General features: G+C 74.0%; 16 protein-coding genes and 2 pseudogenes. 9 read left to right on the top strand and 9 right to left on the bottom strand.

What is annotated here, in order from left to right:
- Position 1 precedes the first annotated feature (1 nt).
- Positions 2–1,561, top strand: a complete 1,560-nt coding sequence (locus ACH4VX_RS08970) for a DUF4139 domain-containing protein (protein ID WP_398366691.1) — start codon at positions 2–4, stop codon at positions 1,559–1,561.
- On the opposite strand, the pseudogene ACH4VX_RS08965 reads toward ACH4VX_RS08970, so the two are convergent.
- Positions 1,548–1,862 (bottom strand): annotated as a pseudogene (locus ACH4VX_RS08965) (hypothetical protein); the annotation flags it as partial. The gene ACH4VX_RS08970 and the pseudogene ACH4VX_RS08965 sit on opposite strands and share 14 nt — an antisense overlap.
- A gap of 102 nt (positions 1,863–1,964) precedes the next feature.
- Positions 1,965–3,401, bottom strand: a complete 1,437-nt coding sequence (locus ACH4VX_RS08960) for an MFS transporter (RefSeq protein ID WP_398366986.1) — start codon at positions 3,399–3,401, stop codon at positions 1,965–1,967.
- A 318-nt stretch (positions 3,402–3,719) separates the two neighbouring features.
- On the opposite strand from ACH4VX_RS08960, the gene ACH4VX_RS08955 reads away from it, so the two are divergent.
- The 4 genes from ACH4VX_RS08955 to ACH4VX_RS08940 all read left to right on the top strand — a co-directional run bounded on the left by ACH4VX_RS08955 (position 3,720) and on the right by ACH4VX_RS08940 (position 8,325).
- Entirely contained in the window at positions 3,720–4,601 is an 882-nt protein-coding gene (locus tag ACH4VX_RS08955; protein WP_398366690.1) for a hypothetical protein, read from the top strand.
- A gap of 144 nt (positions 4,602–4,745) precedes the next feature.
- Positions 4,746–5,717 (top strand): lipase family alpha/beta hydrolase, encoded by a 972-nt coding sequence (locus ACH4VX_RS08950; RefSeq protein ID WP_398366689.1) that lies wholly within the window; start codon positions 4,746–4,748, stop codon positions 5,715–5,717.
- Between the two features lie 138 nt (positions 5,718–5,855).
- A complete protein-coding gene (locus tag ACH4VX_RS08945) occupies positions 5,856–6,743 on the top strand; it encodes a diiron oxygenase (RefSeq protein WP_398366688.1) in 888 nt (295 codons plus the stop codon).
- Between the two features lie 46 nt (positions 6,744–6,789).
- Positions 6,790–8,325, top strand: a complete 1,536-nt coding sequence (locus ACH4VX_RS08940; protein ID WP_398366687.1) for an FAD-dependent oxidoreductase — start codon at positions 6,790–6,792, stop codon at positions 8,323–8,325.
- 24 nt (positions 8,326–8,349) lie between these two features.
- On the opposite strand, the pseudogene ACH4VX_RS08935 reads toward ACH4VX_RS08940, so the two are convergent.
- A pseudogene (locus tag ACH4VX_RS08935) lies at positions 8,350–8,807 on the bottom strand (GlxA family transcriptional regulator); the annotation flags it as partial.
- 5 nt (positions 8,808–8,812) lie between these two features.
- On the opposite strand from ACH4VX_RS08935, the gene ACH4VX_RS08930 reads away from it, so the two are divergent.
- From ACH4VX_RS08930 to ACH4VX_RS08920, 3 genes are all read left to right on the top strand, one after another.
- Positions 8,813–9,001: a zinc-binding dehydrogenase gene (locus ACH4VX_RS08930; protein ID WP_398366686.1), complete on the top strand. Its 189-nt coding sequence runs from the start codon at positions 8,813–8,815 to the stop codon at positions 8,999–9,001.
- Positions 9,002–9,173: 172 nt separating this feature from the next.
- The gene (locus ACH4VX_RS08925; RefSeq protein WP_398366685.1) at positions 9,174–10,265 is read left to right on the top strand and encodes a DUF475 domain-containing protein; all 1,092 of its coding nucleotides are present in this window, start codon (positions 9,174–9,176) and stop codon (positions 10,263–10,265) included.
- A 228-nt stretch (positions 10,266–10,493) separates the two neighbouring features.
- Entirely contained in the window at positions 10,494–11,003 is a 510-nt protein-coding gene (locus tag ACH4VX_RS08920; protein WP_398366684.1) for a hypothetical protein, read from the top strand.
- Between the two features lie 4 nt (positions 11,004–11,007).
- Here ACH4VX_RS08920 and ACH4VX_RS08915 read toward each other — a convergent pair whose 3' ends face one another.
- From ACH4VX_RS08915 to ACH4VX_RS08890, 6 genes are read right to left on the bottom strand one after another with little or no spacing between them, the layout of a single operon-like run.
- Complete coding sequence (locus tag ACH4VX_RS08915; RefSeq protein ID WP_398366683.1) at positions 11,008–11,286, bottom strand: hypothetical protein; 279 nt, start codon at positions 11,284–11,286, stop codon at positions 11,008–11,010.
- 6 nt (positions 11,287–11,292) lie between these two features.
- Entirely contained in the window at positions 11,293–13,029 is a 1,737-nt protein-coding gene (locus ACH4VX_RS08910) for a hypothetical protein (protein WP_398366682.1), read from the bottom strand.
- On the bottom strand, positions 13,026–16,562 hold the full coding sequence (locus ACH4VX_RS08905; RefSeq protein WP_398366681.1) for a DUF5682 family protein: 3,537 nt from the start codon (positions 16,560–16,562) through the stop codon (positions 13,026–13,028). The genes ACH4VX_RS08910 and ACH4VX_RS08905 overlap by 4 nt, the downstream gene beginning before the upstream one ends.
- A gap of 5 nt (positions 16,563–16,567) precedes the next feature.
- Entirely contained in the window at positions 16,568–17,737 is a 1,170-nt protein-coding gene (locus ACH4VX_RS08900) for an AAA family ATPase (protein ID WP_398366680.1), read from the bottom strand.
- 35 nt (positions 17,738–17,772) lie between these two features.
- Positions 17,773–22,824 carry a hypothetical protein gene (locus ACH4VX_RS08895; RefSeq protein WP_398366679.1) on the bottom strand — a complete coding sequence of 1,684 codons (5,052 nt, stop codon included), beginning with the start codon at positions 22,822–22,824 and terminating at the stop codon, positions 17,773–17,775.
- The gene (locus ACH4VX_RS08890) at positions 22,821–23,675 is read right to left on the bottom strand and encodes a DUF4132 domain-containing protein (protein WP_398366678.1); all 855 of its coding nucleotides are present in this window, start codon (positions 23,673–23,675) and stop codon (positions 22,821–22,823) included. The genes ACH4VX_RS08895 and ACH4VX_RS08890 overlap by 4 nt, the downstream gene beginning before the upstream one ends.
- Positions 23,676–23,981: 306 nt before the next feature.
- On the opposite strand from ACH4VX_RS08890, the gene ACH4VX_RS08885 reads away from it, so the two are divergent.
- Positions 23,982–24,194: a hypothetical protein gene (locus ACH4VX_RS08885; protein WP_398366677.1), complete on the top strand. Its 213-nt coding sequence runs from the start codon at positions 23,982–23,984 to the stop codon at positions 24,192–24,194.
- Positions 24,195–24,283: the final 89 nt, after the last annotated feature.

Here is a 24,283-nt window from a genome sequence, read left to right as displayed (position 1 = left end):
CATGTCTACGTCATCGGAGCTCATCCCCCTCCCCGTCACCGCCGTCACCTGCACGGAGGACCGCGCTCACGTCGAGCGTGCGATCGTGCTCGATCTGCGGGGCGGCACGCAGCGACTGCGTCTCGGACCGGTCAGCGCGCTGGCCGTCGACCGTACCCTCCATGCCGAGCTGACCGCCGACCACCCGGCGACCGTGCTCGACGCCCGGATCGTCCGTAGCTGGACGCCCCGCGGACCGGGGCCCACCGACGGCGACTCCGCGCTGCGCCGGCATGTGACAGTCCTGGAAGAGAAGCGGACGGCCCTGGAGCAGCGGCGTGACCGGCTGCGTACCCGCCTCGATCTGCTCGGCCGCCTCGCCACCGATCTGCTGCGGGAGATCGGCGAGGGCGCCGGCTCCGGAGAGACGGAACGGGACCGCTGGGCCCGGGAACTGGACCGGGTGGACGGCGAACGCGACTCCCACGGCGAACGACTGCGCTCCGTGGAAGCCGAGTTGGCCACCATTGCCACCGAACTGTCCGAGACCCAGCGGACCCTGGACGCCTCCGAGACGGAACCCGCCGAACTGGTCGGTCACATCGAGCTGACCGTGCACGCCTCGGCCGCCGGGCAGGCCGGGCTGCGGCTGAGCCATCTCACGCCGTGCGCGGTGTGGCGGCCCGCCTATCGGGCCGTGCTCGACGGGGATCGCCTCACCCTGGACACGGACGCGATCGTCTGGCAGCGCACCGGCGAGGACTGGTCGGACGTACGGCTGACCCTGTCGACGGCCCGCTCCGCGCGGGCCGCGGAACCGCCCCGGCTCAGCGAGGACCGGCTGACGCTCAAGGACCGCTCCACCGCGGAGCGCCGCACCGTCCACGTCGACCTGCGCGAGGAGGAGGTCGCGGACCTCGGTCCCGCCCCGGTGCTCGGGCTGCCGGGCGTGGACGACGGCGGCGAGGTGCGCGTACTCCACTCCCCCGCACCGGTCTCCGTGCCGGCGGACGGCCGTGCCCACCGTGTTCCGCTGTCCTCCTTCACCTCGCCCGCAAGGAGTGAGTACGCCAGTTCGCCCGAGCTGTCGCCCCTGGTCAGCCAGGTGGTGCGGTGCGACAACCTGTCCGGCCACGCCCTGCTCGCCGGGCCTGTCGACCTCGTCCGCGGCAGTGGGTTCAGCGGACGCGGCACCCTGGACTTCACCGCCCCCGGCGCCCCCGTCGAGCTCGCCTTCGGCAGCCGGGACGACCACCGGGTGCTGCGGCACACCGAGGAGACCCGCGAGACCACCGGAATCACCCAACGGACCGTCCTCACCCGAACCGTCCGCCTGCACCTTTCCAGGTTCTCCGCCCCCGGCGAGCACGACGACAGGACGGTCGTCGTCCGGGAGCGCGTCCCGGTCTCCGAGGTCTCGGCGGTGGAGGTACGCCTGCGCCAGGACGACTGCTCTCCCGCGCCCGACGCGATCGACGCGGACGGCATCGTCCGCTGGAACATCCCGCTGGCCCCGGGCGGCCGACGCACTGTCACCCTCGTATACGAAGTCTCGGCGAGCGGCAAGGTCACCGGCCTGTGACCCCGGGGAGGGCACCACTGCCGCGTCCTCGGCCCGCCGCCCTCCGGTAGGGGCGGAAGGACGCGCGCGGTTCCTCCGCGTACGCCTCGGGCTCCTCGAACGGTGCGAAGTGCCCGCCGCGCGGGGGTTCACCCATGTGTACGACGTTCGCCGTGCGTTTCAGCCACGCCCTCGGCGGGCGGACGATGTCGCCACCGCAGTCGCTCCGGGCCCGGAGCTTCTCGACGATCCACGCGGCCGGCCCGGCCGGTGAGCCGCCGAGTCCGACGGCGGTGGTCCGGGACCTCGTGCGGTGGACGGCCACGATCCGGTCGGGGCCGTCGAGCACCACGGGCCCGGTCCGCGGAGTGAACGGTTCCGGGCGGGGCCGTGCGCCCGGCGGTTCCGCCGTGCGGGCGCGCCGTCAGAACTTCGGCGCCGGTGCCTGTGACCGCACCAGTTCCGCCGCCTCCTGCTCCGTCTGCACCGAGGGCGGCGAGCCCTCGAGCGGCTGCTGGGCCGTCTCCTTCATGCAGGCCACCGCGACGACACCGACCAGGGCCGCGGCCATCGCGTAGTACGCCGGCATCATGTCCGAGCCGGTCACGCCGATCAGGGCCGTGATGACCAGCGGTGTCGTGCCGCCGAACAACGACGCCGACAGGTTGTAGCCGACCGACAGGGAGCCGTAGCGCACCGACGTCGGGAACATGGCCGGCAGCGCCGCCGACATGGTGCCGAGCAGGCAGACCAGTGACAGGCCGAGCATCAGCATGCCGGACGAGACGGCGAGCAGGCTGCCCTGCCGCACCAGCAGGAACGCCGGGGCGGACAGGACGAAGAAGCCCAGCATGCCGGTCATCAGCAACGGCTTGCGGCCGAACCGGTCGTTCAGCCGGCCCACCTGGCTGATGATCAGCATCAGCACCACCATGGTGGCCACCAGGATCAGCAGACCGTGGGTCTCGCTGTAGTGCAGCTCGTCCGAGAGATACGTCGGCATGTACGACAGCAGCATGTAGTCGGTGATGTTGTAGGCGCCGACCAGGGCGATGCACAGCACCAGCATCCGCCAGTGCTGCCGGAAGATCTTGGCGAGGTCGCCCCGGGCGGTGGTCTCCACCGCGTTCGCGGCCTCGGAGACGTGGACGTTGCCCTCCTGCAGCTTCAGATAGGCCGGTGTGTCGTCCAGCTTCAGCCGCAGGTAGATGCCGACGATGCCCAGCGGACCGGCGACCAGGAACGGGATGCGCCAGCCCCAGGCGTCCATCGTGTCGGTGCCGAGCCAGGCGGTGAGCGCCGTCACCAGGCCCGCCGCGCCGGTGTACCCGGCCAGCGTGCCCAGTTCCAGGAAGCTGCCGAAGTAGCCGCGCCGCTTGTCCGGGGCGTACTCCGCGATGAAGGTGGAGGCACCGCCGTACTCGCCGCCGGTGGAGAATCCCTGCAGCAACCGGAAGAGGATCAGCAGCAGCGGCGACCAGAAGCCGACGGCCGCGTACGTGGGGAGCATGCCGATCGCGGCGGTGCCGATCGCCATCAGGATCATCGTCAGCGCGAGCACCTTCTTGCGGCCGACCTTGTCACCCATCGGCCCGAAGACCATGCCGCCGAGCGGGCGCACCAGGAAGGCGACGGCGAAGGTGGCGAAGGACGACAGCAACTGCGTGGTGTCGCTCCCGGAAGGGAAGAAGACCCGGCCGATGGTGCCGGCCAGATACGCGTAGATACCGAAGTCGAACCACTCCATGGCGTTGCCGAGCGAGGCGGCCTTCACCGCTCGCCTGACCGCCCGCTCGTCCGTCACCGTGATGTCCGACCGGCGCAGTGGCGGGTTCCGCCGGCGCCGGACGGCACGGAACAGGGTGGGGTGGCGCTTGACCGCTGCGGAAGGGGGCGGGGGCCCGCTGTCGGTGGGGGACGTGACTGGGTTCCTTTCAGGACATGCCGTAGCAAACGGAACGTACCAGCGCCCTCGGGGGGACGCCGGGAAGCGCGCTCGGAACCGCTTCTTCCCGGTGACTCCCCGGATACTCGGGCGCGATGCCGGGCCGGTTCTCACCCATGTGCCTCCGCTGCGCTGGTCGCCCGGGCGGACCGGTGATGCGGTGAGAGGACAAGGGCAGAAAGCGCCCGGGGCAGGTCGGCGCCGGGGCGCTCGTCCCATCCTCAGGAGGCACTCGTGACCACCCCTCGCCCGATCGTCTGCTCGTCCCGTGTCCTGGCCGCCGTACTGGCCACCGGGACACTGCTCACCACGGCGGCCTGTTCCGACCCGGACAACAGCGCGTCGGCCGGGTCGAAGACCGCCACCGCGGCCGTCGAGCGGGCCCTCGCAGCGCAGACCGAGTCGCCCACGCCGACGTCCACGCAGTCGTCCCCGGCCTCTTCCCCGACCTCGTCGCCGGCCTCGGAGCTCAGCGAGACCGGCGCGCGGAACGCGCTGATCACCGAGGCGGACCTCGAGGACGACTGGACGCAGGTCGAGAACCCCCAGGAGTGGCGGGACTCACTGCTCGTCGGACAGGTCGACGCGGCCGCGTTCCTCGAGGGGAAGAGCGACACCTCGGAGTGCCAGAGGCTGATCGACTCGCTGTACGACGAGACCCTGCTGGGCCGCCCGTCCGGGGCATCGGCGCTCAATGGGTTCCAGGAGGGTGACTCCCGGCTGCTCTACCAGGTCGCCGCCTATCAGAAGGCCGACCTCGACGCATCGATGAAGTGGCTGCGGTCACTTCCCGACGCCTGCGACCAGTTCACTCTGACCGGCGGTGACAGCGGCAACCGCACCGTCCAGGTCACCGGGATGTCCTTGCCCGAAGAAGGTGACGCACGGCAGGGGCTGACCGTGACGGCGAGCGGCATGAGCGGGAACGAGCCCGTGACCCTCACCCTGGACGTGGCCGCCGTTCAGATCGGCGCGAACGCGATCACGGTCACCAACGGCGGAACCGGCGGCGCCGACCACGACGCCACCTCGGCGGCCGTCGAGCAGGGCACGCAGCGACTGCAGGAGGTCCTCGCCGGCCGTACACCGCAGCCCACTCCCAGCGGAGTCGAGTGAATGCGGGACCGGAGGTGAGACCGGGCATGCGGGGGTGACCGTGGGGACGGACCGTTCACCCGCCCGGACCATCTGACGGTGCTGGGCCAGTCGGCCGCATGCAGTGTCGTGACAGCGGGCCTTCCCCTCGAAGAGAGAGCGGCCATGAAGCTCATACGGCACGTCTCCGCCCGGCGGTCACTCTCCCTGGCCGTCCTCGTCCCCGCCGCGGCCCTGATGGCCGCCGACCCGTCCCTGGCGTCCGGCAACGGCGGGAGTTCCGGCTCCGGCGAGGGCGCCAGGCCGACCGTCGTGCTGGTGCACGGGGCCTGGGCGGACGACTCGGGCTGGAACGAGGTCATCCGGAGCCTGCAGTCGGAGGGGTATCCGGTGGTCGCCACCGCGAACCCACTGCGCGGCCTCACCGGCGATTCCGCCCACCTCGCCGCCCGGCTGAAGACGGTCAAGGGCCCGGTCGTCCTGGTCGGCCACTCCTACGGCGGAGCCGTCATCACCAACGCGGCGGCCGGCAACCCGAACGTCAAGTCCCTCGTCCACATCGCGGCGTTCGCGCCGGACCGGGGCGAGACGGCCCTGCAGCTGGCCGCCAAGTACCCCGGCAGCCATCTGACGGACGACCCCGACGCTCCCCTCCCCACCGCCCTGGCGGCGATTCCGCTCAGCAGCGACCCGACCGACGTCGACACGTACATCAAGCCGGACAAGTTCGGTGACGTCTTCCTGAGCGACCGGACGGCGGCGGACCGGGCCGCCGCGCTGGCCGCCGCGCAGCGCCCCGCACACGTGGCGACCAGCGCCGAAACGACCCGGGCCGTCGCGTGGAGGACGATCCCTTCCTGGTATCTCGTCGCCACCGACGACCGCACCATCGGCACCGACAACCTGCGCTTCATGGCCGAACGGGCCGGCTCGACCACCGTCGAGGTCGACGCCCCGCACGCGGTGCTGGAGACCGACTCGGACGACGTGACCGACCTGATCCTGCGGGCGGCGCGCGACTCCCGTCCCGCTCTCGCCGCGACCGGTGCGAGCGACCGGGCCGCGGTCCTCGGCGGCGCGGCGGTCCTGGCCGTCGCCGGCGGCACGGCCCTCGTGGTCCGCTCCCGCCGCGCCTGACCGGGAGACCGGTGTTCCAGCGACAGCCCTTTGCTACTTGGGGGTAGGAACGCGACTCCTCTTGCTATACAGTTCGTCAGCAAGCGGGATGGTTACCCGTGGTAATACTGACCGGACTCGATGCGAGGAGCCCTCAGCATGGGGAACAGGACCTCCGACGACGGCGCAGCCCGGCGGCTGCTGGACTCGTCCGCGCAGCTCTCCTACGACCCGCTCACCGAGGTCGACTGGGACACGCCGCTCGACACGGGCTTCCACGGCGCCAGCCCGGAGTGGAGCACGCTCTACGGGACGGCGTACTGGAACGAGCTGTCCGACGCGCAGCGCAAGGAGCTGACGCGCCAGGAGGCGGCGTCCGTCGCCAGCACCGGCATCTGGTTCGAGATGATCCTGCAGCAGATGGTGCTGCGGGACATCTACGCCAAGGACCCGACGGACGACACCGTCCAGTGGGCGCTCACCGAGATCGCCGACGAGTGCCGGCACTCGATCATGTTCGCCCGCGGGGCCCAGAAGCTCCGGGCGCCGGCCTATCGACCGCACCGGGTCGCGCTCGAACTCGGCCGGCTCTTCAAGACCGTCGCCTTCGGTGAGGCCGCGTACGCGGCGATCCTGGTCGCCGAGGAGGTCCTCGACGTCATGCAGCGCGACTGGATGCGCGACGAGCGGGTCGTGCCCTTCGTCCGCACCATCAACAACATCCATGTCGTCGAGGAGTCCCGGCACATGAAGTTCGCCCGCGACGAGACTCGCAGGCACCTCGCGCGGGCCGGACGGCTGCGCCGCCGGATCCACGCCCTGCTGATCGCCGTCGCGGCCTACGTCATCGTCACCAGCATGGTGAACCGGAAGGTCTACGCGAACGCCGGCCTGGACGAGGCACGCGCGCTGCGCGAGGCGAAGGCCAACGAGCACCACAAGTCGATGATGCGGGCGAGCTGTTCGGGCCTGATGGAGTTCCTGTCCTCGGTGGGACTGCTCACCGGGCCCGCGCTCCACTTCTACAAGCGCGCCCACCTCGTCTGACGACCCGCACCTGTACCTGCCCCGGCCTTCAGCGGAGTGGACGACCATGGCCTTCGCGATCACCCAGACCTGCTGCAACGACGCCACCTGTGTGTCCGTCTGCCCGGTCAACTGCATTCACCCCACGCCCGGGGAACGGGCCTTCGGCAGCACGGAGATGCTGTACATCGACCCGAAGAGCTGCATCGACTGCGGCGCCTGCGCCGACGCCTGCCCGGTGGACGCCGTCCTCCCGCTCGACCGGCTGACCGGCGGACAGCGGGAGTACGCGCGGATCAACGCGGCCTACTTCGAGCGGGACGAGACGACGCCCTCCGAGGAAGAGGGGACACCGGCACGTTCGGGCCCGAACCTCCACGCCTGGGGCGAGCCGCCCTTCGACCGGGTGCTGCCCTCGGACTTCGGGCCGTTGCGGGTCGCGATCGTCGGCACCGGCCCGGCCGGCATGTACGCCGCCAAGGACCTGCTGCTGCACACCCGGGCCGAGGTGACGCTCGTCGACCGGCTTCCGGTCGCCGGCGGGCTCGTCCGGTACGGCGTGGCACCGGACCACCCGGCCACCAAGAAGATGGGCGAGACCTTCGCCCGCTTCCTCACTCATCCGCGCGCGCGGACCTACCTGGACCTCGACGTGGGCACCCACGTCACCGCGGAGGAGCTCGCCGCCCACCACGACGCGGTGATCTACGCGGTGGGCGCCGCCACGGACCGGCGGCTCGGCATTCCGGGCGAGGACCGGCCGGGCAGCGTCTCCGCGACCACCTTCGTCGCCTGGTACAACGCGCATCCGGAGGTCGCCGCGGACGCCGTCGACCTGTCGTCCGAGCGTGTCGTCGTGGTCGGCAACGGCAACGTCGCCCTCGACGTCGCGCGGATCCTGGTCTCCGACCCGAAGACGCTGGCCGGCACCGGGATCGCCGGCCACGCGCTGGCGGAACTGCGCCGCAGCAAGGTGCGTGAGGTCGTGCTGCTCGGGCGCCGCGGACCGGAGCACGCGGCGTGCACCGGACCCGAGTTGCTCGCCCTGAAGCACCTTCCCGGGGTGGATCTGCTCATCGACGGCCACGATCCGCGCATCGGTGCGGCGATCGATGCCGCCGGTCCGCGGGACAAGGCGGCGGTGCTGCGGGACGTGACGCGGGAGGCCGTCGACTGGTCCCTGTCGCCGGGTGCGGCGGGACGGCAGCGGCGCATCGTGTTCCGCTTTCGCTCCTCCCCTGTGGCGGTGTGCGGGGGCGAGGACACACGCGCCGTGCGGGTCACCGGCGGCACCGCCGAGCAGGAGATCCCGGCCGGCCTGGTCCTGCGGGCGGTCGGCTACCGCGGGGTGGCCCAGGCGGGACTGCCGTTCGACGAGGCCTCCGGGACCGTGCCGCACGAGCGCGGCCGGGTGACCGGCAGGCCCGGGACGTACGTCGTCGGCTGGATCAAACGCGGGCCGTCGGGAGGCATCGGCGCCAACCGCGCCTGTGCGGCCGAGACCGTCGGCTCCCTGCTGGCCGACGCGGTGGCGGGCACGCTGCCCGCACCGGCCGGCGGGCCGAGGGCGTTCCGCCGCCTGGTACGGCGCCGACGCCGCTGACTCGCCGGCGGGATCTCCGGGTGTTCACCCCGTCGCTGTCAGGTCCGGGGCGTTGTGGGCACGGCGGTAGGCCAGCGGGGAGAGGCCGAGGTGGGCGGCGAAGTGCCTGCGCAGGGCGACGGCGTCGCCGAAGCCGCTCGCCGTGGCCACGCGAGCGACGGTCGGATCGGTGGACTCCAGCAGCCGGCGCGCCTGGTTCAGCCGGCACTGCAGCAGCCGCTGAAGGGGGCTGGTGCCCACCTCGTTGCGGAAGCGCCGGGTGAAGGTGCGTACGCTCATGTGCGCGTGCCGGGCCATGTCCTCCCACGTGAGAGGTTCGCCCAGCCGGTTCAGGGCCCACTGCCGGGTGGCCGAGGTGGAACGGTCGGCGTCCTTCGGTACCGGGTGCTCGATGAACTGCGCCTGCCCGCCCTCGCGCCACGGCACGACCACGCACCGGCCACCGCCGCCCCGTGGTCCCGGCGGATCAGGTGCAGGCACACCCGGAGTGCGCACCAGCCCGCTTCTGGTCGAGCCGGACGGCACCGCCCCGACCACCATCGCCGGCCTGGTCGACTCCGGGACGGTCCGGGTGGAGGTCGAGCGCGTGTTCGCACTGGAGCAGGCCGCCGAGGCGCACCGCCAGGGCGAGACCAACCGCACCCGCGGCAAGCTCGTACTGGACGTCGCACGGTGAGCGTCACGACGGCGCACCCCCGCGGCCGGGCGACGAGCGGTCACTGAAGGACGCCCGGAGCGGTGTCGGCCGTGCCTTCCGGGACACCGGCGTAGTAGACATCCCTGAGAGGGGCACTGGAAGGAGACCCCTCGTCCGGCGACGAGCGCGACGAGAGAGAAGGGAGCGCCGTGTGCTGCTGAAGACGTTCCGCTGGGCCTTCGCCGTCACGGGCCTCGGCCTGGTTGCCGGAGTGCTGTACGACGGCTGGACGGCGCTGGGGCTGGTCGCCGTCCTCGCCGTTCTGGAAGTGTCGCTGTCCTTCGACAACGCGGTGATCAACGCCGGCATCCTCAAGAAGCTCAACGCCTTCTGGCAGAAGATCTTCCTCACCATCGGCATCCTGATCGCCGTCTTCGGCATGCGGCTGCTCTTCCCCGTCGTCATCGTCGCCGTCACTGCCCGGCTCACACCGCCCCAGGCCGTCCACCTCGCACTCACCGACAAGGACCGTTACCAGGAGCTCGTCACCGACGCGCACCCGTCGATCGCCGCGTTTGGCGGGATGTTCCTGTTGATGATCTTCCTCGACTTCGTCCTGGAGGACCGCGAGATCAAGTGGCTCGGGCCGGTCGAGCGGCCGTTGGCCAGGCTCGGCAGGATCGACATGCTGTCGGTCTGCGTCGCCCTCGGGGTCCTCCTCGTCACCTCCATGACGTTCGCCGCCCATGCCCACCAGCACGGCGGCGGTCATGCCGACAAGGCCCAGACGGTCCTCGTCTCGGGCGTCGCGGGTCTGATCACCTACCTGATCGTGGGCGGGCTCTCCGACTTCTTCGAGAGCAGGCTGGCCGACGAGGAGGCCGGGGAGCGCGCCGGGCAACGGTCCGAGGACGCCGGGGCGGGGCGGCCGGCGGTCGCCCTGGCGGGCAGAGCCGCCTTCTTCACCTTTCTCTACCTGGAGGTCCTGGACGCCTCCTTCTCCTTCGACGGCGTCATCGGCGCCTTCGCCATCACCAACGACATCGTGCTGATGGCCCTGGGACTGGGCATCGGCGCCATGTATGTCCGGTCCCTCACGGTCTACCTGGTCCGCCAGGGCACCCTCGACGACTACGTCTACCTCGAACACGGCGCCCACTACGCGATCGGCGCACTCGCCCTCATCCTTCTCGTCAGCATCCAGTACGAGATCAACGACATCGTCACCGGCCTCATCGGCGTCACGCTCATCAGCGCGTCGTTCCACTCCTCCGTACGCCGCAACCGCGCCGCACGCCGGTGAACCCGGTCCGTGCCGCCCGGTGCCGGGACGACCCTCATGACTGCCCCACGGTCCTCACGCGCCCGTACGTGGGGCCGAGGCCTTCCGTCGGCGCCGCGCGTCGCTGTCCGCGCCGGGAAAGACAGCACGGTCACCCGGCGCGTGACGGAAACGACGTGACGGTCGGCCGATTCGGCCGCCTGCGACGGAGGTCACATCAAACCGTCCGGGAACGGGCAGATTCGAACCATGTCCACCGACGCGACGGATCCGCCCGGAGTGCAGGTGTGTTCCCTGAAGCGGGACACTCCGCAGTCGATCCCGGCCAACAGCCCCTACACGGTCGTACGGTTCCCGTTCGGGGCCGCCGAGTCCACCGACCGGTTCTCCATGCATCAGGTCGACCAGCCGGACGGGTACGTGGTCACGAACTGGGACTCGGACGACCGGTCCGGGCTGATATGGCCCAGCACGGCCGGCTGGGGTGTCCTGTACGCGATGATCCAGTGGGAGGCCGGAGGCTACGACGAACTGCGGGACCAGTTCGTCCGGGACCCGCTCGGACTCACTCCGGCTCCCCACGACACCACGGCGACGGAGCACCGGCCGCCGAGCCCCGGCATGCAGTGCTGGACGAAGCAGTGGGGCATCTTCGTCGACCCGGCCGTCCCGCTCGCCGTGCGCGTCACCCATGACGACAGCGTGGCGCGGAACGTCGTCCTTGCGGAGTTCAAGCTCGTCGTCCACCAGGCCGCCTGACGGCTCACTCGGTGGTCCACGGTCCTGAGCGGGAAACCCGGGGTTTCCCGCTCAGGACCGTGGTGAAGCAGTGGCCGTCCTCGAGGCCGGCGATCAGGCCGGGGTGGGCAGGCTCCCGGTCCGGCGACCGCCGGGTCTCCGCGTCGGGCACCGTGAAGTCCGGCATGAACCCGCACCTGCGCGCCTGGTAGCCGCCGGCGTCGCGGGCGCCGCGCCCTTCGGGCGGCACGCCGACACCGGAGGCACGCACCGGCTCGCCCGGGTCGTGCTCGGCGAGGAACACGCCGGCTCACGGGGTTCGGACCGGAGCGGCGGCTCCCCAGGCGGCCGCGCACAGGGCCCGTTCGACCGTGTCGGTGTAGACGGCTGCGGCGAGCCAGGCCCGGGCGAAGTGGTCCGTGTCGGCCGGGAGCAGACGGCCGAAGGTGTCGCGGGAACGGTCCGCGGCGGCGGCGTGGAGGTCGTCGAGGAGGTCACCCGCCGTGGCGAGGCCGAGACGGCGCAGCCGGGTGCCGTCGCCCGACCGGTTCCCGGCGAGGGCGAGGACACGGCGGCCTCCCGGCACCGCCTGATGGACGCGGCGGCGCAGCAGGTGCAGCGGGGCCTCGTCCCCGGCGGACATGACCTGCGCGGGTGGCGCGACCGCGCCGGTGGGCAGGTCCGCGTACTGGAGGCGGTCCAGGCCGAGGTCCACCCGGGCGCCCGGATCGGTCGGGTGCTCGGTGGCGAGCAGCAGGGCGCGCGGGTACGGCCCCGGCGCCAGACGCGCGACGATCCGCAGCCGGCTGTCCCCGGCGGCGGCGAGCAGGCGGAGGTTGTCGCGGTAAGGGAGTGCGGGATCGTCGTGGGCGGTGGCCAGCCGCAGGGGCAGGCCACCGCAGTCGGCCAGCAGACAGTCGCCCGTCGTCTCCCGCACCGTGCCCGCGAGGGTCACCTCCAGGAACAGCAGGTCCTGCCCGCCGTTCAGCGCCCGGGCCACTTGCTCGGCGGCGGACACCGTCCACAACCGGTCCAGCGGCTCGGCACTCCAGGCGGCGCCGGACGCGCGGACCGCCCGCACCCCCGCCCCCGCCCCGAGACGGCCCGTCGGGGAGACGGTGGCCCCGGAAACGGCGAGCCCCGCGCGCGACAGTTCCCGGTGGGTCAGGGCGGTGTCACCGACCCGTACGGCCCGGTCGGCGGCGCCGGTCGCCCGGGCGGGCCCGCCCGGTGCCACGTCCGACACCGTGTACAGACGTCCGTCGGCGTCGGCGGTCCAGGTGACCGCGCCCGCGTATCCGGTCGCGGTGAGTACGGGCTCGGAGAAGAGCCCGTACAGCCGCAGGGAGCCGTCCGGGCGGTACGGCTGCCGGACCGTGCCGCGCAGTTCGGTCAGGTCCGGGCCGGTGGCGTGCGGGAGGCGGTGGGCGACGCCCAGGACACCTGCCAGCGCGCCGGCGAGGTCGGTGAGGCGGTGTCCGGGGTCGGCGGAGCGGGCCGCGCGCACCCCGGTCACCACGGCGACCGCCGCGGCACAGGCCCGTGGGAGGCCGGCGAGGCGGGCGGTGTGCGCGGCCTGCAGGAGCTCCGCCTGGAGCACGGCGCCGGCACCGTCCGTGCCGGCCTCCAGGACGGCTGCGGCCGCGTCGAACACGGCTCGGGCGGCGGCGCGTTGTCCGGGGGTGGCGGCGTCGGGCTCCGTCGGTGCCGTCTGCGTCTCGTCCCGCGTTTCCGTGGCCTCGGCGAGGGCCGGGGCCTCCTCGGCGACCGGTGCGGCCGAGGCCGCCGCCGCGCGGTGCAGGCAGTCGGGGGCCAGCAGGCATCCGCAGTGGATCGCGTCCGCGCCGGTCACCGTCCCGCCGGGCGCCCGCAGGACGACATCGGTCTCGTCGTCGACGGCGATCCGCACGGTGTCGCCCTCCCGGACGGCCGGACGCGCCAGGAGCTTGGTCACGCCCGCGTCCAGCCGCTTGCGCAGCCGGGGCGGGAGCGCCGCGACGAGTTCGGCGGTGACGGACGGGACGACCGGAGGCAGGTCCGGGCTCATGCGATCTTCTCCCCTACCCAGCGGGCGAGTTCGAGCGGGCTGAGGGCGGCGACGGGCATGCCGGCCGCGACGAGTTGGCCGGCGACCCCCGTGGAGTAGCGGGGCCGGCCCGTGTCGTCGAGGCTCGCGCAGCCCAGGACGTGGCAGCCGGCTCCGACCAGTGCGCGGACCTCGGCGAGCAGACCGCCGAGCGGGTAACCCTCCTCGAAGTCGCTGACGACCACGACGAGGGTGCGCGACGGCACGGTGACGAGCTCGCGCGCGTGCCGCAGTCCCGCGGCGATGTGGGTGCCGCCGCCCACGCTGACCTCCAGCAGCAGCGACAGCGGGTCGTCCACGTGCCCGGTGAGGTCGATGACCTCCGTGGAGAACGCCAGGAAGTGGGTGGAGAGGGTCGGCACGCCCGCCAGGACGGAGGCGGTCAGCGCGGCCCACACCGTGGACGCCTCCATGGACCCCGACACGTCCGTGACCAGGATCAGCCGCCAGTCGGCGGCCCGGCGTCCCCGGGTGCGGAACACCGGGTGCTCGGGGATCACCTGGACCGTGCCGTCCGGGGCGCGGCGCGCGGTCGCCAGGTTGGCCCGCAGGGTGCGGGGCAGGTCCAGGCCGCCGCCGGGCCGTCTGCTGGGGCGGGGCAGGGCGGTGCCGTGCAGGGCGGGGCGCAGACGGGTGGCCAGTTGCCGGGCCAGGGCGTCGACCAGCCGCCGTACGAGCGGGCGCAGTGCGGCCAGCCGGGCCTCGGGCAGTCCGCCCGCGTGCCGCAGGACGGTGCGCAGCAGGTCCACCGAGGGCCGCACGCTGTCCGCGTCCAGCTCGGCGAGGACGTCCTTACGGCCCGACGCGGCGGCGGTTGCCAGCACTTCCTCCCGGATGCCCGGCCCGAACAGCACGGCCAGTTCCTCGGACCACTCCCGCACCCCGGGATACGGCGCCTGACGTCCCCCGCCGGTTCCCGGGCCCGTGAGGTCTCCCCGGCTGCCTTCGCCGCGTCCACTGCCGTACAGCTCGTCCAGTGCGGTGGCGAGCGGTGACGCGGACGGCGGCAGCCGGTCGGCGCGGCGGCCGAGGAGGAGGCGCCAGCGGTCGGCGGGGGCGAGGACATGCTCCTCGGCGGCCTGCGGAGCGCCGCTCCTCGGGCACTCCGGCGCGCTCTTCGACGAACCGCCGCCCGGTGTGGGCAGCAGGTCCAGCGACCGCAGGGTCCCGCGGGCCGCGAGGTCCGCTTCGGTCCAGGCGGCGAGCGCGGCCGGGGCTACGTCGTCCGTGTCGGCGACGTGTGTGGTGCCGAGGCGTTCCTCGACGGCCGCGAGAAGGCGGTCGCGGGCCGCGGGGCTCAGGGTGTCGAAGCCGCCGCGCAGTGCGGGAAGCCGGTCGAGGAACGCCCGGTCGGGCAGCTCGGTCACCCGGGTGAGCAGGGGCTCCAGCGTCGGGGCCGCCGCCTCCAGCAGGGGGCCGGCGGCGGTCAGCAGTCCGCCGAGCCGGGCGGTGAGGGCGGCGCGGGAGTCGGGGGCAGTGGCCCCGTCGACCCAGGAGGCCACGCGGTCGCCGAAGGCGCGGGCGTCCTCGTGCCCGAGCAGGACGCGTACGGCCCCGGCGGCGCCGCGCATCAGCGGGGAGCCGCCGGCGGACAGGCGCTCCAGGGCGTCGGCGAGCCGGATGCCGCCCAGCAGGTCGGCCCGATGGGAGAGTTCGAGCAGGGCGTGGGCGTCGGCCGGGTCCTCGGACCCGGTCAGTCCGTCGACCTGCCGCACCGCCGCCGCCGTGAGCAGCTCCGCGACGGCGGCCGCCCGGGCCTCACGGTCCTGCTCGGCGGGGAGCCCCGGGACATGGCCGGCCCGCAGCCGGTCGAGCAGGGCCAGCCCGGCGAGGAGTTCCGGCAGGGTGCCGGCCCGGGGCAGGACGTCGGCGACGTCGCCGAGCCGTTCGTCCGCGAGCCCGGTCAGGCCGCACTCCGCCGCCTGTTCGAGCCCTTCGAGGGCCTGTGCGGCGGTCGGCCCGCCCTCGTCGCGCTGCCGGCGCCGCCATTCGCGCAGGACTCCCTCGGCGGCCTGCGCGGGGGTGACTCCGCGTACTCCGGCGGTGGTCAGCACGGCCGCCGTGGCGGGGGTCCAGCGCATCTCCCAGCGGGAGGTGAGGGCCTCGGCGCCGCCCGCGCCGACGACCTCCTTGGCCTCCGCGTAGGGCACGCCGCAGACCGTCAGCCGGCGCAGCAGCAGTTCACGGCGCCGGTCCAGGCCGGACCGCAGCGGGTCAAGACGCAGGTCCCGTGCGGGGCCGGGGCCGCCCGTCCCGGGGCCGGGCAGGCCGAGCCGGGCCAGCTCGGCCTCGACCGCGGGGACGAGTCCGCTGCGCGGTGCCCGCGGGGCGGGACGCCCGGTACGCGTGCCGACGAGCACGCGCTCCATCGCCCGTGCCACGGCCCGGCCGCGCCCGTACGGCTCGCCCTGCGCGAGCACCGTCTGGACCGCTTCGACCAGTTCGCCGCGGCCTGCCGCGGGCAGGCCGCGCAGCCGGGCGAGGTCCGAGGCGAGCCGGCTGATCTCCCGGGCGTCGGCCGGTCCCGAGGGGTGGCCGAGGCCCCGCAGTTCCGCGCAGACGCGTACGGCCGCCCGGGTCAGCGCCTCCTCCAGCGCGGCCGGGTCACCCGCCGCGCGCAGGACCATGTCCTGCCACTCCGGGTCCCGGATGCCCGCCGGGTAGCCGGACCGCTCGTCGAGGAGGGCATAGGTGTACGGGATCAACGAGGTGTTCCAGACGGGCCGTCCGGCGTCCGTGACCGTCGCGTCCTCCTTCCCCGCGTCCTGCCCTGCGAGCGCCGGGGCGTGGAAGGCGCCGACCACCACGGCGGCCCGCTCGCCCCGTGCGGTGGCCTCGGCCAGCCGGGCCCGCATCCAGCGTTCACGCCGCAGGTCCAGCTCCGGTACGCCGCCCGAGGCGACCGCGTCCTCGCGCAGGGCCCACCCGGTGAGCAGGGCGGCCCGGCGCAGGGCCTCGGGCGGGGAGCCGGGGGCGGCCGCCTCGACGAGCCGGTCCCAGAGGTCGTCCCCTGGGCGGCCCGTCAGCCGGGTCCGCAGCGCGGTGGCGAGACCGGGGCCGCCGGCCCGTGGCCCCGCCTCCCGGCGTCCCCCGGACCAGGCGCGGTCGGCGAGCGGCAGGTCGCAGGCGACCACGGGCACGTCGTGCCGGGCGGCCCAGCGCACGGCGGCCAGTTCGGGCGAGAAGTCGGCGAACGGATAGAACGCCGGTCCGCCGTCGCCGCCCTCGCCGGGGGCGGCGGCGAGCGCCACCGGAGCCCGCGTCTCCTCGTGCCCCAGCCAGGGCAGCCACTGCTGCATCTCCGCGGGCAGTTCGACGAGCAGCACCTCCGGCTTCGCCTCGTCCAGCAGTGCGGGCACGGCGGCGGCCAGGGAGGGCGCGTGGTGCCGTACGCCGACGAGGTAGGGCGCGGACGGGCCGGTGAGGGCGGCGAGCGCCTCGTCGGGCGGGACGGGCGAGCCGTCCGGGGCGGCGGCCCCGTGGGAGAGGGACACGGTCGTCAGCCCTCCAGGACCGTACGCAGGTCCCACAGGGTGCGCCAGGTGGCGGAGCCCTGCTCGGCACGGCGCCGGACGGGGCCGTCCCAGTAGCCGCGGAGCCGGGCGGCGTCGGCGGGGTCGTCCTTGCGGACCACGCCGAGCAGATGGCCGGGCAGCAGTCCGAGGACATCGCGGTCGCCCGGGAAGTACGCCGACGCGAGAGCGAGCGCGCCGGCGACGGACACGGCCTCGGCGGTGCTCATCACCGTCGACGGCCGTTCCACCTCCCAGCCCTCCGCCGACCGGCCCTCGCGCAGGTCCCGGAACGCGGTGACCAGGGCCTCCAGCACGGCGTCGTCGACCTGGAACGGCGCTCCGGCGCGCTCCACGGACGCCCGCGCCTGGCCGCGCACCAGCGCGGTCTCCGCGTCGAGGTCGCCGATGGGGCCGACGGTCTCGAAGTTGAAGCGGCGCTTGAGGGCCGCGGACATCTCGGAGACGCCCTTGTCGCGGAGGTTGGCGGTGGCGATGAGGTTGAAGCCGGGTGCCGCGTGCGCCAGCGCGTCCTCGGTGCCGGCCAGTTCGGGTACGGCGATCCGCCGCTCGGAGAGCAACGACACCAGCGAGTCCTGCACTTCGGGCAGGCAGCGGGTGACCTCCTCGACACGGGCGATCGCGCCCCGGGACATGGCGGTCAGGACGGGGGACGGCACGAGCGCCTGCCGGGTGGGACCCTGTGCCAGCAGCAGCGCGTAGTTCCAGCCGTACTTGAGCTGGTCCTCGGTGGTGCCGGCCGTGCCCTGCACGACCAGGCCGCTGGTCCCGCACACGGCGGCGGAGAGCAGCTCCGACAGCATCGACTTGGCGGTGCCGGGTTCGCCGACGAGCAGCAGACCGCGCTCGCCGGCGAGGGTCACCACGCATCGCTCGACCAGTGCCCGGTCGCCGACGAACTTGCTCTCGATCACCAGGCGCCGCGGGACTCCGTCGGGTGCCTCGGCTGCGTCGGGGAGCTTCAGGGCCCGGCCCTCGCTGCCCATGACGAACGTGACGGCCGCGCGCGGGCTGAGCCGCCAGGCGGGCGGGCGCGGCCCGTCGTCGTACGCGGTGAGGAAGGCGAGTTCGGTGGCGTACCGGTCCTCGGGCGGGACGATCTGGCGGGCCGGGGAAGGGGACAGGGTGGTGGTCATCGATGCGGGTTCTTCCGGGTGCGGGTGGACGGTGGTCATCGGCGGCGGCCCTTGCGGGTGGCGCGGGTGGTGAGTTCCTCGTAGGCGGGTGCGTCACCGGCGCGGACGCGGTCCCAGGCGCGCGTGAACAGCTCGGGTACCGGCAGCAGCGGCACGGCGCGGGAGCGGTCGTGGACCGGGTAGAGGCCCCGCTTCCAGATCTCCACCGGCTGGGCGGGGGACTTCAGGTCGAGCCAGCCGCACGGCAGGAAGAGGGTGCGGCCGGCGCGGGCCCGCTTCGCCTCGACGACCAGGCCGGTGGCGGCCAGTTCGGTGCGGGCCTTCTTCGTGCGGGCGGGCTTCCAGCCCGTCCAGCGGGCGCGGTTGCGGTCCGTCGGGTCGGGCAGGGCCAGCAGTTGCAGGTAGAGCGCCGCGGCGTCCTCGCCCAGACCGTGGGCCCCGGCGACCTCGGCGACCAGGCCGGGCACGCTGAGGGCCGGGTCCTGGGCGTAGCCGGTGGGCCCCCCGGGATCCGTTCCGGCCGCGAGGGCGCGGGCGAGTTCGTCGCCCAGGATCGTCCGCAGCGCCTGCATGCCGTCGCGCCGCCCGGGTCCGACGATCCCCTCGATCAGCCCGAACAGGGGGTCGTCCACCGTGCTGAGCGCGCTCGTGCGGACCAGGACGGCCTCCTGGTCCCCGTACCAGGGGCGCAGCACCAGCGCCTCGCCGACGGGTGTCAGTCCGTGCGCGTCGGCGCCTCCGGTGGCGGGCAGTCCGTACGCCTTGCGCAGTTCGGCGGCGGTCGACGTGCCCTTCTCGGTCCACTCCAGGTCGAGGTCGAGCAGCAGCCCGGGGTCCGCGACGCGGCGGCGCAGCGCGGTGAGCCCTCCGGGCAGGGCGGCGCGCAGGGGGTGTCCGTACGGCAGGGAGTAGGCGAGCCCGGCGAGGGCGGCCACGGCGCGCGTCAGGTTGTACCGGCCGGGCAGTGCCCGGGGGTCCTCCGGTACGAGGGTGCCGTCCTTGTCGGGCCGCTGCACGGTGGTGCGGCCGATCCAGGGGGTGCGGTGCGGGTTGAGCACTTCCTCGGCGGAACCGGTGGTCAGTCCTGCCAGGGAGAGCTCTCCGGCGAGGTCCTCGGGCAGGCGGACGACGCCGTCGAGGCGCTCGGCCCACACCCGGCCCGCCGCGGCCGTGTCCGGTCCGGCGGTCCACAGGTCACCGGGGTTCTCGGGGAGGAGCGCACCGATGAGCGCCAGGCGGTCGCCGGGCTCCAGCGAGCCCAGCAGCGTGTCCCCGAGCTCTTTCTGCCGCGGCTTCAGGCCGGTGGCGGCGATCACCTCGTCGGTGAGCTGCGGCGGCCGCCCGGCGAGCAGCAGGGCCGCCTGCACCGGGCCCAGCCCGTCCCGCGTCGCGGCGGCCAGGGCGGAGGGCGCCTCCGGCTGCCAGGGCGCGGCGCCCTTGTCCCGGATCAGGCCGGTGACGGCGGTCAGCGCGTCGGCCGGGAACACCGGTGGGTGCGCGGTCTCCCGCTCCAGCGTGAAGTGTGCGACCGCACCGAAGACGCCGGCCGGATCGTGGTCCAGTGCCAGCCAGTTGACCAGCCCGGTGCGGTGGTCGACGTTCCGGCAGCCGAGGACGACGACGGTACGGCCCTCCCGGCGCAGCACCTGGCCGACGCGCTCCTGCTTGTCGTGCGGCTCGCTCAGCGTCACCTCGCGCAGCGCGCCCCCGGGCGCGGCCAGCGGGCCTTCCGTGATCGCCTCGAACAGCAGGAGCAGCGCCCGGCGGTGCGTCTCCGTCAGGGTGGGTGAGGCGGCGCGGTAGGCGAGCGGGCGCAGCGCGTCGAGCACGGAGGGCCACACCGCACCGATACCGGGGACGGTGAACTCGTCGCTGCGCCACCCCTCGGCGGCCCCGGCGGGCCGGGAGGACGCGGACAGGGGCCTGCCGTCGGCGGGCTTGCCGGACAGGACGTGGTTCACGGCGCGGATCTGGCGCAGCGTGCTCCAGCTCTGCCCACCGCCCCACCAGCCGTGCAGCTCGGCGAGACCGGAGGTCGCCTCCCTCAGTGTCTGTTCGTCGCCGTCCTCGGGGCTGTAGTCGGTGAACATGCCCTCGGTACGGCTGCGTTCCGTCCTGGGCCGCTCGACCGGAGGCGTCACGAAGGTGGTGACGGACGCCGCCAGACGCAGCACCGCGTGCACGAGGGCGGCGACACCGGTGAGCAGACGCGGCTCGGTGAGGGCGGGCAGGGTGCGGGACACGGCCGTCCGCACCACCTCGTCGGTGGTCGGGACGGCGGGCTTGCCCGTGGTGGTCCCCGCGGGGTTCCGCGGCCCGGCGGTCCGCGGGGAGCCGGCCGGTGCCGCCGCCGCGATCTTCGCCTGCCGGTCGGCCAGCGCCTGCGCCCCGGCGCGCAGCAGCTCCTCCGCCTGTTCGTCGCTCAGCGCCCGCAGGAGCGCCGACGCGTTCTCGTCGCGCGGCCGCAGCGCGTGCCAGAAGTCGACCGGCGGTACGAGTCGCGTGCCGGCGGCGAACTCGCCGCCGCGCTCCAGCGGTGCCAGCCGGCCCAGTTCCCGCACGCCGGTGGTGTCGTCCGTCGTGTACAGGGTGACCTGACGGTGGTGGGCGACGACGACGGGCTCGACGCCGCCGGGCAGCCGCAGCGCGCCGATCGCGACGCCCGGTATCCCCGTGTGTGCCGGCAGGGTGACGGTCCGGCCGTCCGGGGTGCCGACGGTGGTGCGGGCCTCGTCGCCGTCGCCCTCGGTGCGCACCCAGCGGCCGAGGACCGTGCCGTCCGTGCCGAACGGGCTGTGCTCCAGGCCGGGTTGCAGGGGCAGCACCGCGCAGTGCTGCTGGAGCAGGGTGGCGTCGTCGCGGATGCCGGACCGCAGGAAGGCGGGCAGCGAGGCACGTCCGTGCGTGCCGGTGGCCGGGTCGTACTCGAGCCACACCTGTTGCAGCCCCTGCCGTCCCTGGCGCCAGTACGAGGTGCCGTCCCCGAGGATGCGGCGCGCGGGCGGCAGGACGGTGTCACCGGCGTGCAGGGCGCGTCCGCCGGTGGCGCGGCCACCGTCCGGCAGCGGGATCGAGGTCTCTCCGGCGTCGCCGCTGCCGTACCAGTGCGGGAGCTTCTCGCCGCCGAGCGGGAACACCTCGGCCGGGCGGGCCGACCAGTAGCCGTACTGCTTGTTGTCCTGCCGCCACATCACCAGCAGTTCACCGTCGGTGTAGCGGAACGAGGGCCGCTGCCAGCGGTCCAGTTCGACCGGCAGCCGCAGGTCGTGTTCCAGCAGCACGTCCTGCGGTCCCACGACGATCGCCTTGTGCCTGCGGGAGAGGATCAGGGCGGGCCAGGCCTCGTGGACGGCGAGGGTGTCCTCGCCGTCGCGCCGGGTCTCGGCGTCGAGCCGGCGCAGCGCCTCGTCGAGGGCGGGCCAGCCCAGTTCGTCCGGGATGCCGGCGCGCAGGGCGTTGCCGAGCAGCGGTGCGACGTCGAGTGCGGCGGCCCGGGCGACGGCCCCCGGGCTGATCCGTGCGGCGATCCCGCGGAACGGGCTCAGCCGCTCGAGCGCCGCGCGGGCGGCCGCCAGACCGGCCGCGCCCTCCAGTTCGCCCGCGGCGTCGTCCAGCCACTCGCGGAGCACGTCGGCGAGCACGGGGTGGCCGGTGATTCCCTCCAGCCGTCCTTGGCCGGTGTGCCGGCGGTGCTGGTTGCCGACGGCGTTGTACAGCATGCGCCGGCCGTGCCGGTCCGCCGCGACGGCCGTCAGGTCGCGTCGCCCGGGCCGGGTGTCCTCCAGCCACTGGCCGAGGGGAAGGTGGACGTCCGTGCCGGCCCCGGGCGGGGCCAGCGGCACGTCCTGCGCCACGCACAGGTCCAGCAGGTCGAGGTCGGCGCCGGCGTGCCAGCGGCCCGTGAAGAGGTCGACGGGACGGCCCCGGTCGCGCAGGCGCGGGGCCATGCGCTCCACGAGCGCGAGGGTGGCGGGCGAGCGGTCGCTGACCGTGCCGCCGTGCTTGCGGTGCAGCGCCCAACGGGTGAGCCAGTCCGCCGCGTCGGCCACGTCCGTCGCCCCGTCCTCGCCCGTGAGCAGCCGGTCGGCGCCGGTCTCGGCGAGCAGTGCCAGCCAGAACTCGTCGTCCTCGGTGGAGCGGCCGAGACCGGCCGGCATGATCTCCAGCAGCCGGTCCCGTACGGCGGGCCGCTGTTCGGCGAGGACGACGAGCGTGGCCCGGTAGGTGTTCCAGAAGGACGCGGGGGCCCGGACCGCCGCGGGCGACGCGATCAGGTCCGCGACCAGTGAGCACTCCTCGGTGACCCGGTCCAGGCCGGCGGCCTTGATCAGGGCGCGTGCGTCCTGGGGCAGCGACGCGTACGGCGGCATGCCGGCCGCGCAGCGCTCCACGGTCAGCTGCCGGAACTGCGCCCAGGCCTCGGCCGGGGTGAGCCGCGCCGCGAGGGCCTTCACATGCTCCTTGAGCGCCTTGACCGTCAGGGCCCCGGCGAAGGCGAACTCCAGGAACACGGCCCGCTGCCGCTCCTCGTCCACGGTCAGCGCGTGCACCCGCTCCGCCTCGCGGGCCTTGCCGAAGAACGCCGCCGCGTAGGTGGTGTTCTCGTGCTGGAGGAAGACGCGGGCGGCCTGCTCGTAGAAGGTGGGCAGGAAGTGCGGCACGGCCCGGCCGAGCCGCTCACCGAGCGCCTCGAAACCCTCCTTCGCGGTACCGGGGCGGGACTTGGCCTGCCGGGCGAGCCGCTCGACGTCCTTGACCAGCGCCAGCGCGTGGTGCCCGTTCGCCGGGTCGTTGACCAGTGCCCACGCGGGGAAGCCGAGGGTCTCCCGGCGCACCTGCCCGACCTCACGGGTCTCCGGCTCGCGGACCAGTCCGAGGAAGTCCAGGGCGAGGTCCTCCGCCTCGCCCAGCGTGCCCGGCACCAGCCGCACGACCTTCCGCTCGTCCAGCGCGGTGTGCGTGTACGTGCGGACGGTGAGGACATCGGCGTCCTCCCGGTCCGTGGTGCCCGGGGGGAGTACGGCGCCGGCCTCGAGCAGCGCGGCGGAGGTGGTCTCGTCGTACGTGAATCCGTCGTACGTCGTCATGCCGCACGCTCCTCGTCCTCGATGTCGCGTCCGGCGTACAGCGCGGCCGCCATGCGCATGCCCTCCGACCAGGCCACCGGCCCGATCCGGCCCAGTTTCAGCGCCCGGCCCGCCGGGTCGGTGAAGACCAGGGGGCCGGTCTCCGTCTCCTCGTAGCCGTCGTAGTCGCCGACCCACACCCGGGCCTCGACGGCACGGCCGTCCTCCACGACGGAGCACACGGCGTGGCCGCCGCGCACGCGGTAGCCCAGCTGGGTCGCGCGGCCGTGCAGGAACCTCAGTTCCTTGAAGGCGCCGCCCGCGTAGTCCTCGACGGAGGCGGCCTCGGCGTCGAGTGCCGCGGGCCGGTGCCACACCTCGCGGAACAGCTGCTGGGCGCGCTGCTCGACGCCGAGTTCGACGGCGAACTCCCGCAGCTCCTCCAGGTCGTCGAGGAGCACGGGGTGCGGCAGGCGGACCAGGCCGGGGGTGAGCCGGACGGTGTCGCCGTCGAGGTCGACCAGGCCGAGGCCGCGATCGGCGTCGGCGTCCCGCAGGAATCCGGCCACCGCGCCGTCCGTGCCGGTGACCACCACGTCACGGAGGGCGGCCCGCCAGGCCGGGTCCGGCCACACCCGCGCCAGGACCGCGAACGGCACCGGCAGCGAGCGCACCATCCACCGCTCCACATCGGCCAGGCACTGCCGTTCGTGCCGTTCCAGCCACTCGGTGAGCTGACGCAGCCCCACCACCGCCGGATCGTCGGCGATCTTGGACGGCACGGACTTCAACCGCCGTCCGGCCGCGTTGCGGCACACCACCTTGCCGTCATCGAGGGCGACTTCGTAGCCGCCTGCCGACACCCACCCCATGCGTGCCTCCCGCACCCGCAGTGATCAAGTGACGGGAACTGTAGAGCAGGGCTCTGACAACGGGTTCCGGGGTCCTCGTCCCGGGACGGGCGCCGTGGCGCGGGGCAGCGACTCCACCCCTGCCCACCGGTGACCCGGGATCCGGGGAACCGGAGGCTGTCGTCATCCGGACCGCTTCCCGCGCGGGCCGCCGTCGGCGGAGCGGGGCCATCAGGGTGGTCGCAGGCCGTGTCGGGCGGCCGTCCCAGGGCCGGCTGGCCATCCTGGGTCGGTAGCGCGGCCCTCCCGAGCGACAAGGAGCACGGCATGCCCACGGACCCGGTCGGACGATTCCTCACGGTCTTGGACCCTCACCACCGGGAGGCCGTCAGCGGCAGACCGCGCGAGGAACAGGAGCGGCTGGCGGCGGCCTGGGAGCGGGAGCTGGAGGCCGACACCGAGCTCGACTCCCTCGACGAGTTGTCCCCGCCGGCGGCGGAGGCAGAGGCGGCCCGCCGCGTCCTGGACCGCGAGCGCTAGGGGGTGTCGTTTGGATCAGGCCGGCTTCGGGCGACGGCGCCTCACAGCCGAGCCGGGCGGGGTCCGGTGCGTGCGGCCGCGAGGCGGAG

The sequence above is a fragment of the Streptomyces sp. NPDC020731 genome (assembly GCF_044334705.1).
Taxonomy (GTDB): Bacteria; Actinomycetota; Actinomycetes; order Streptomycetales; family Streptomycetaceae; genus Streptomyces.
This window is presented reverse-complemented; position numbering and strand designations above follow the sequence as displayed.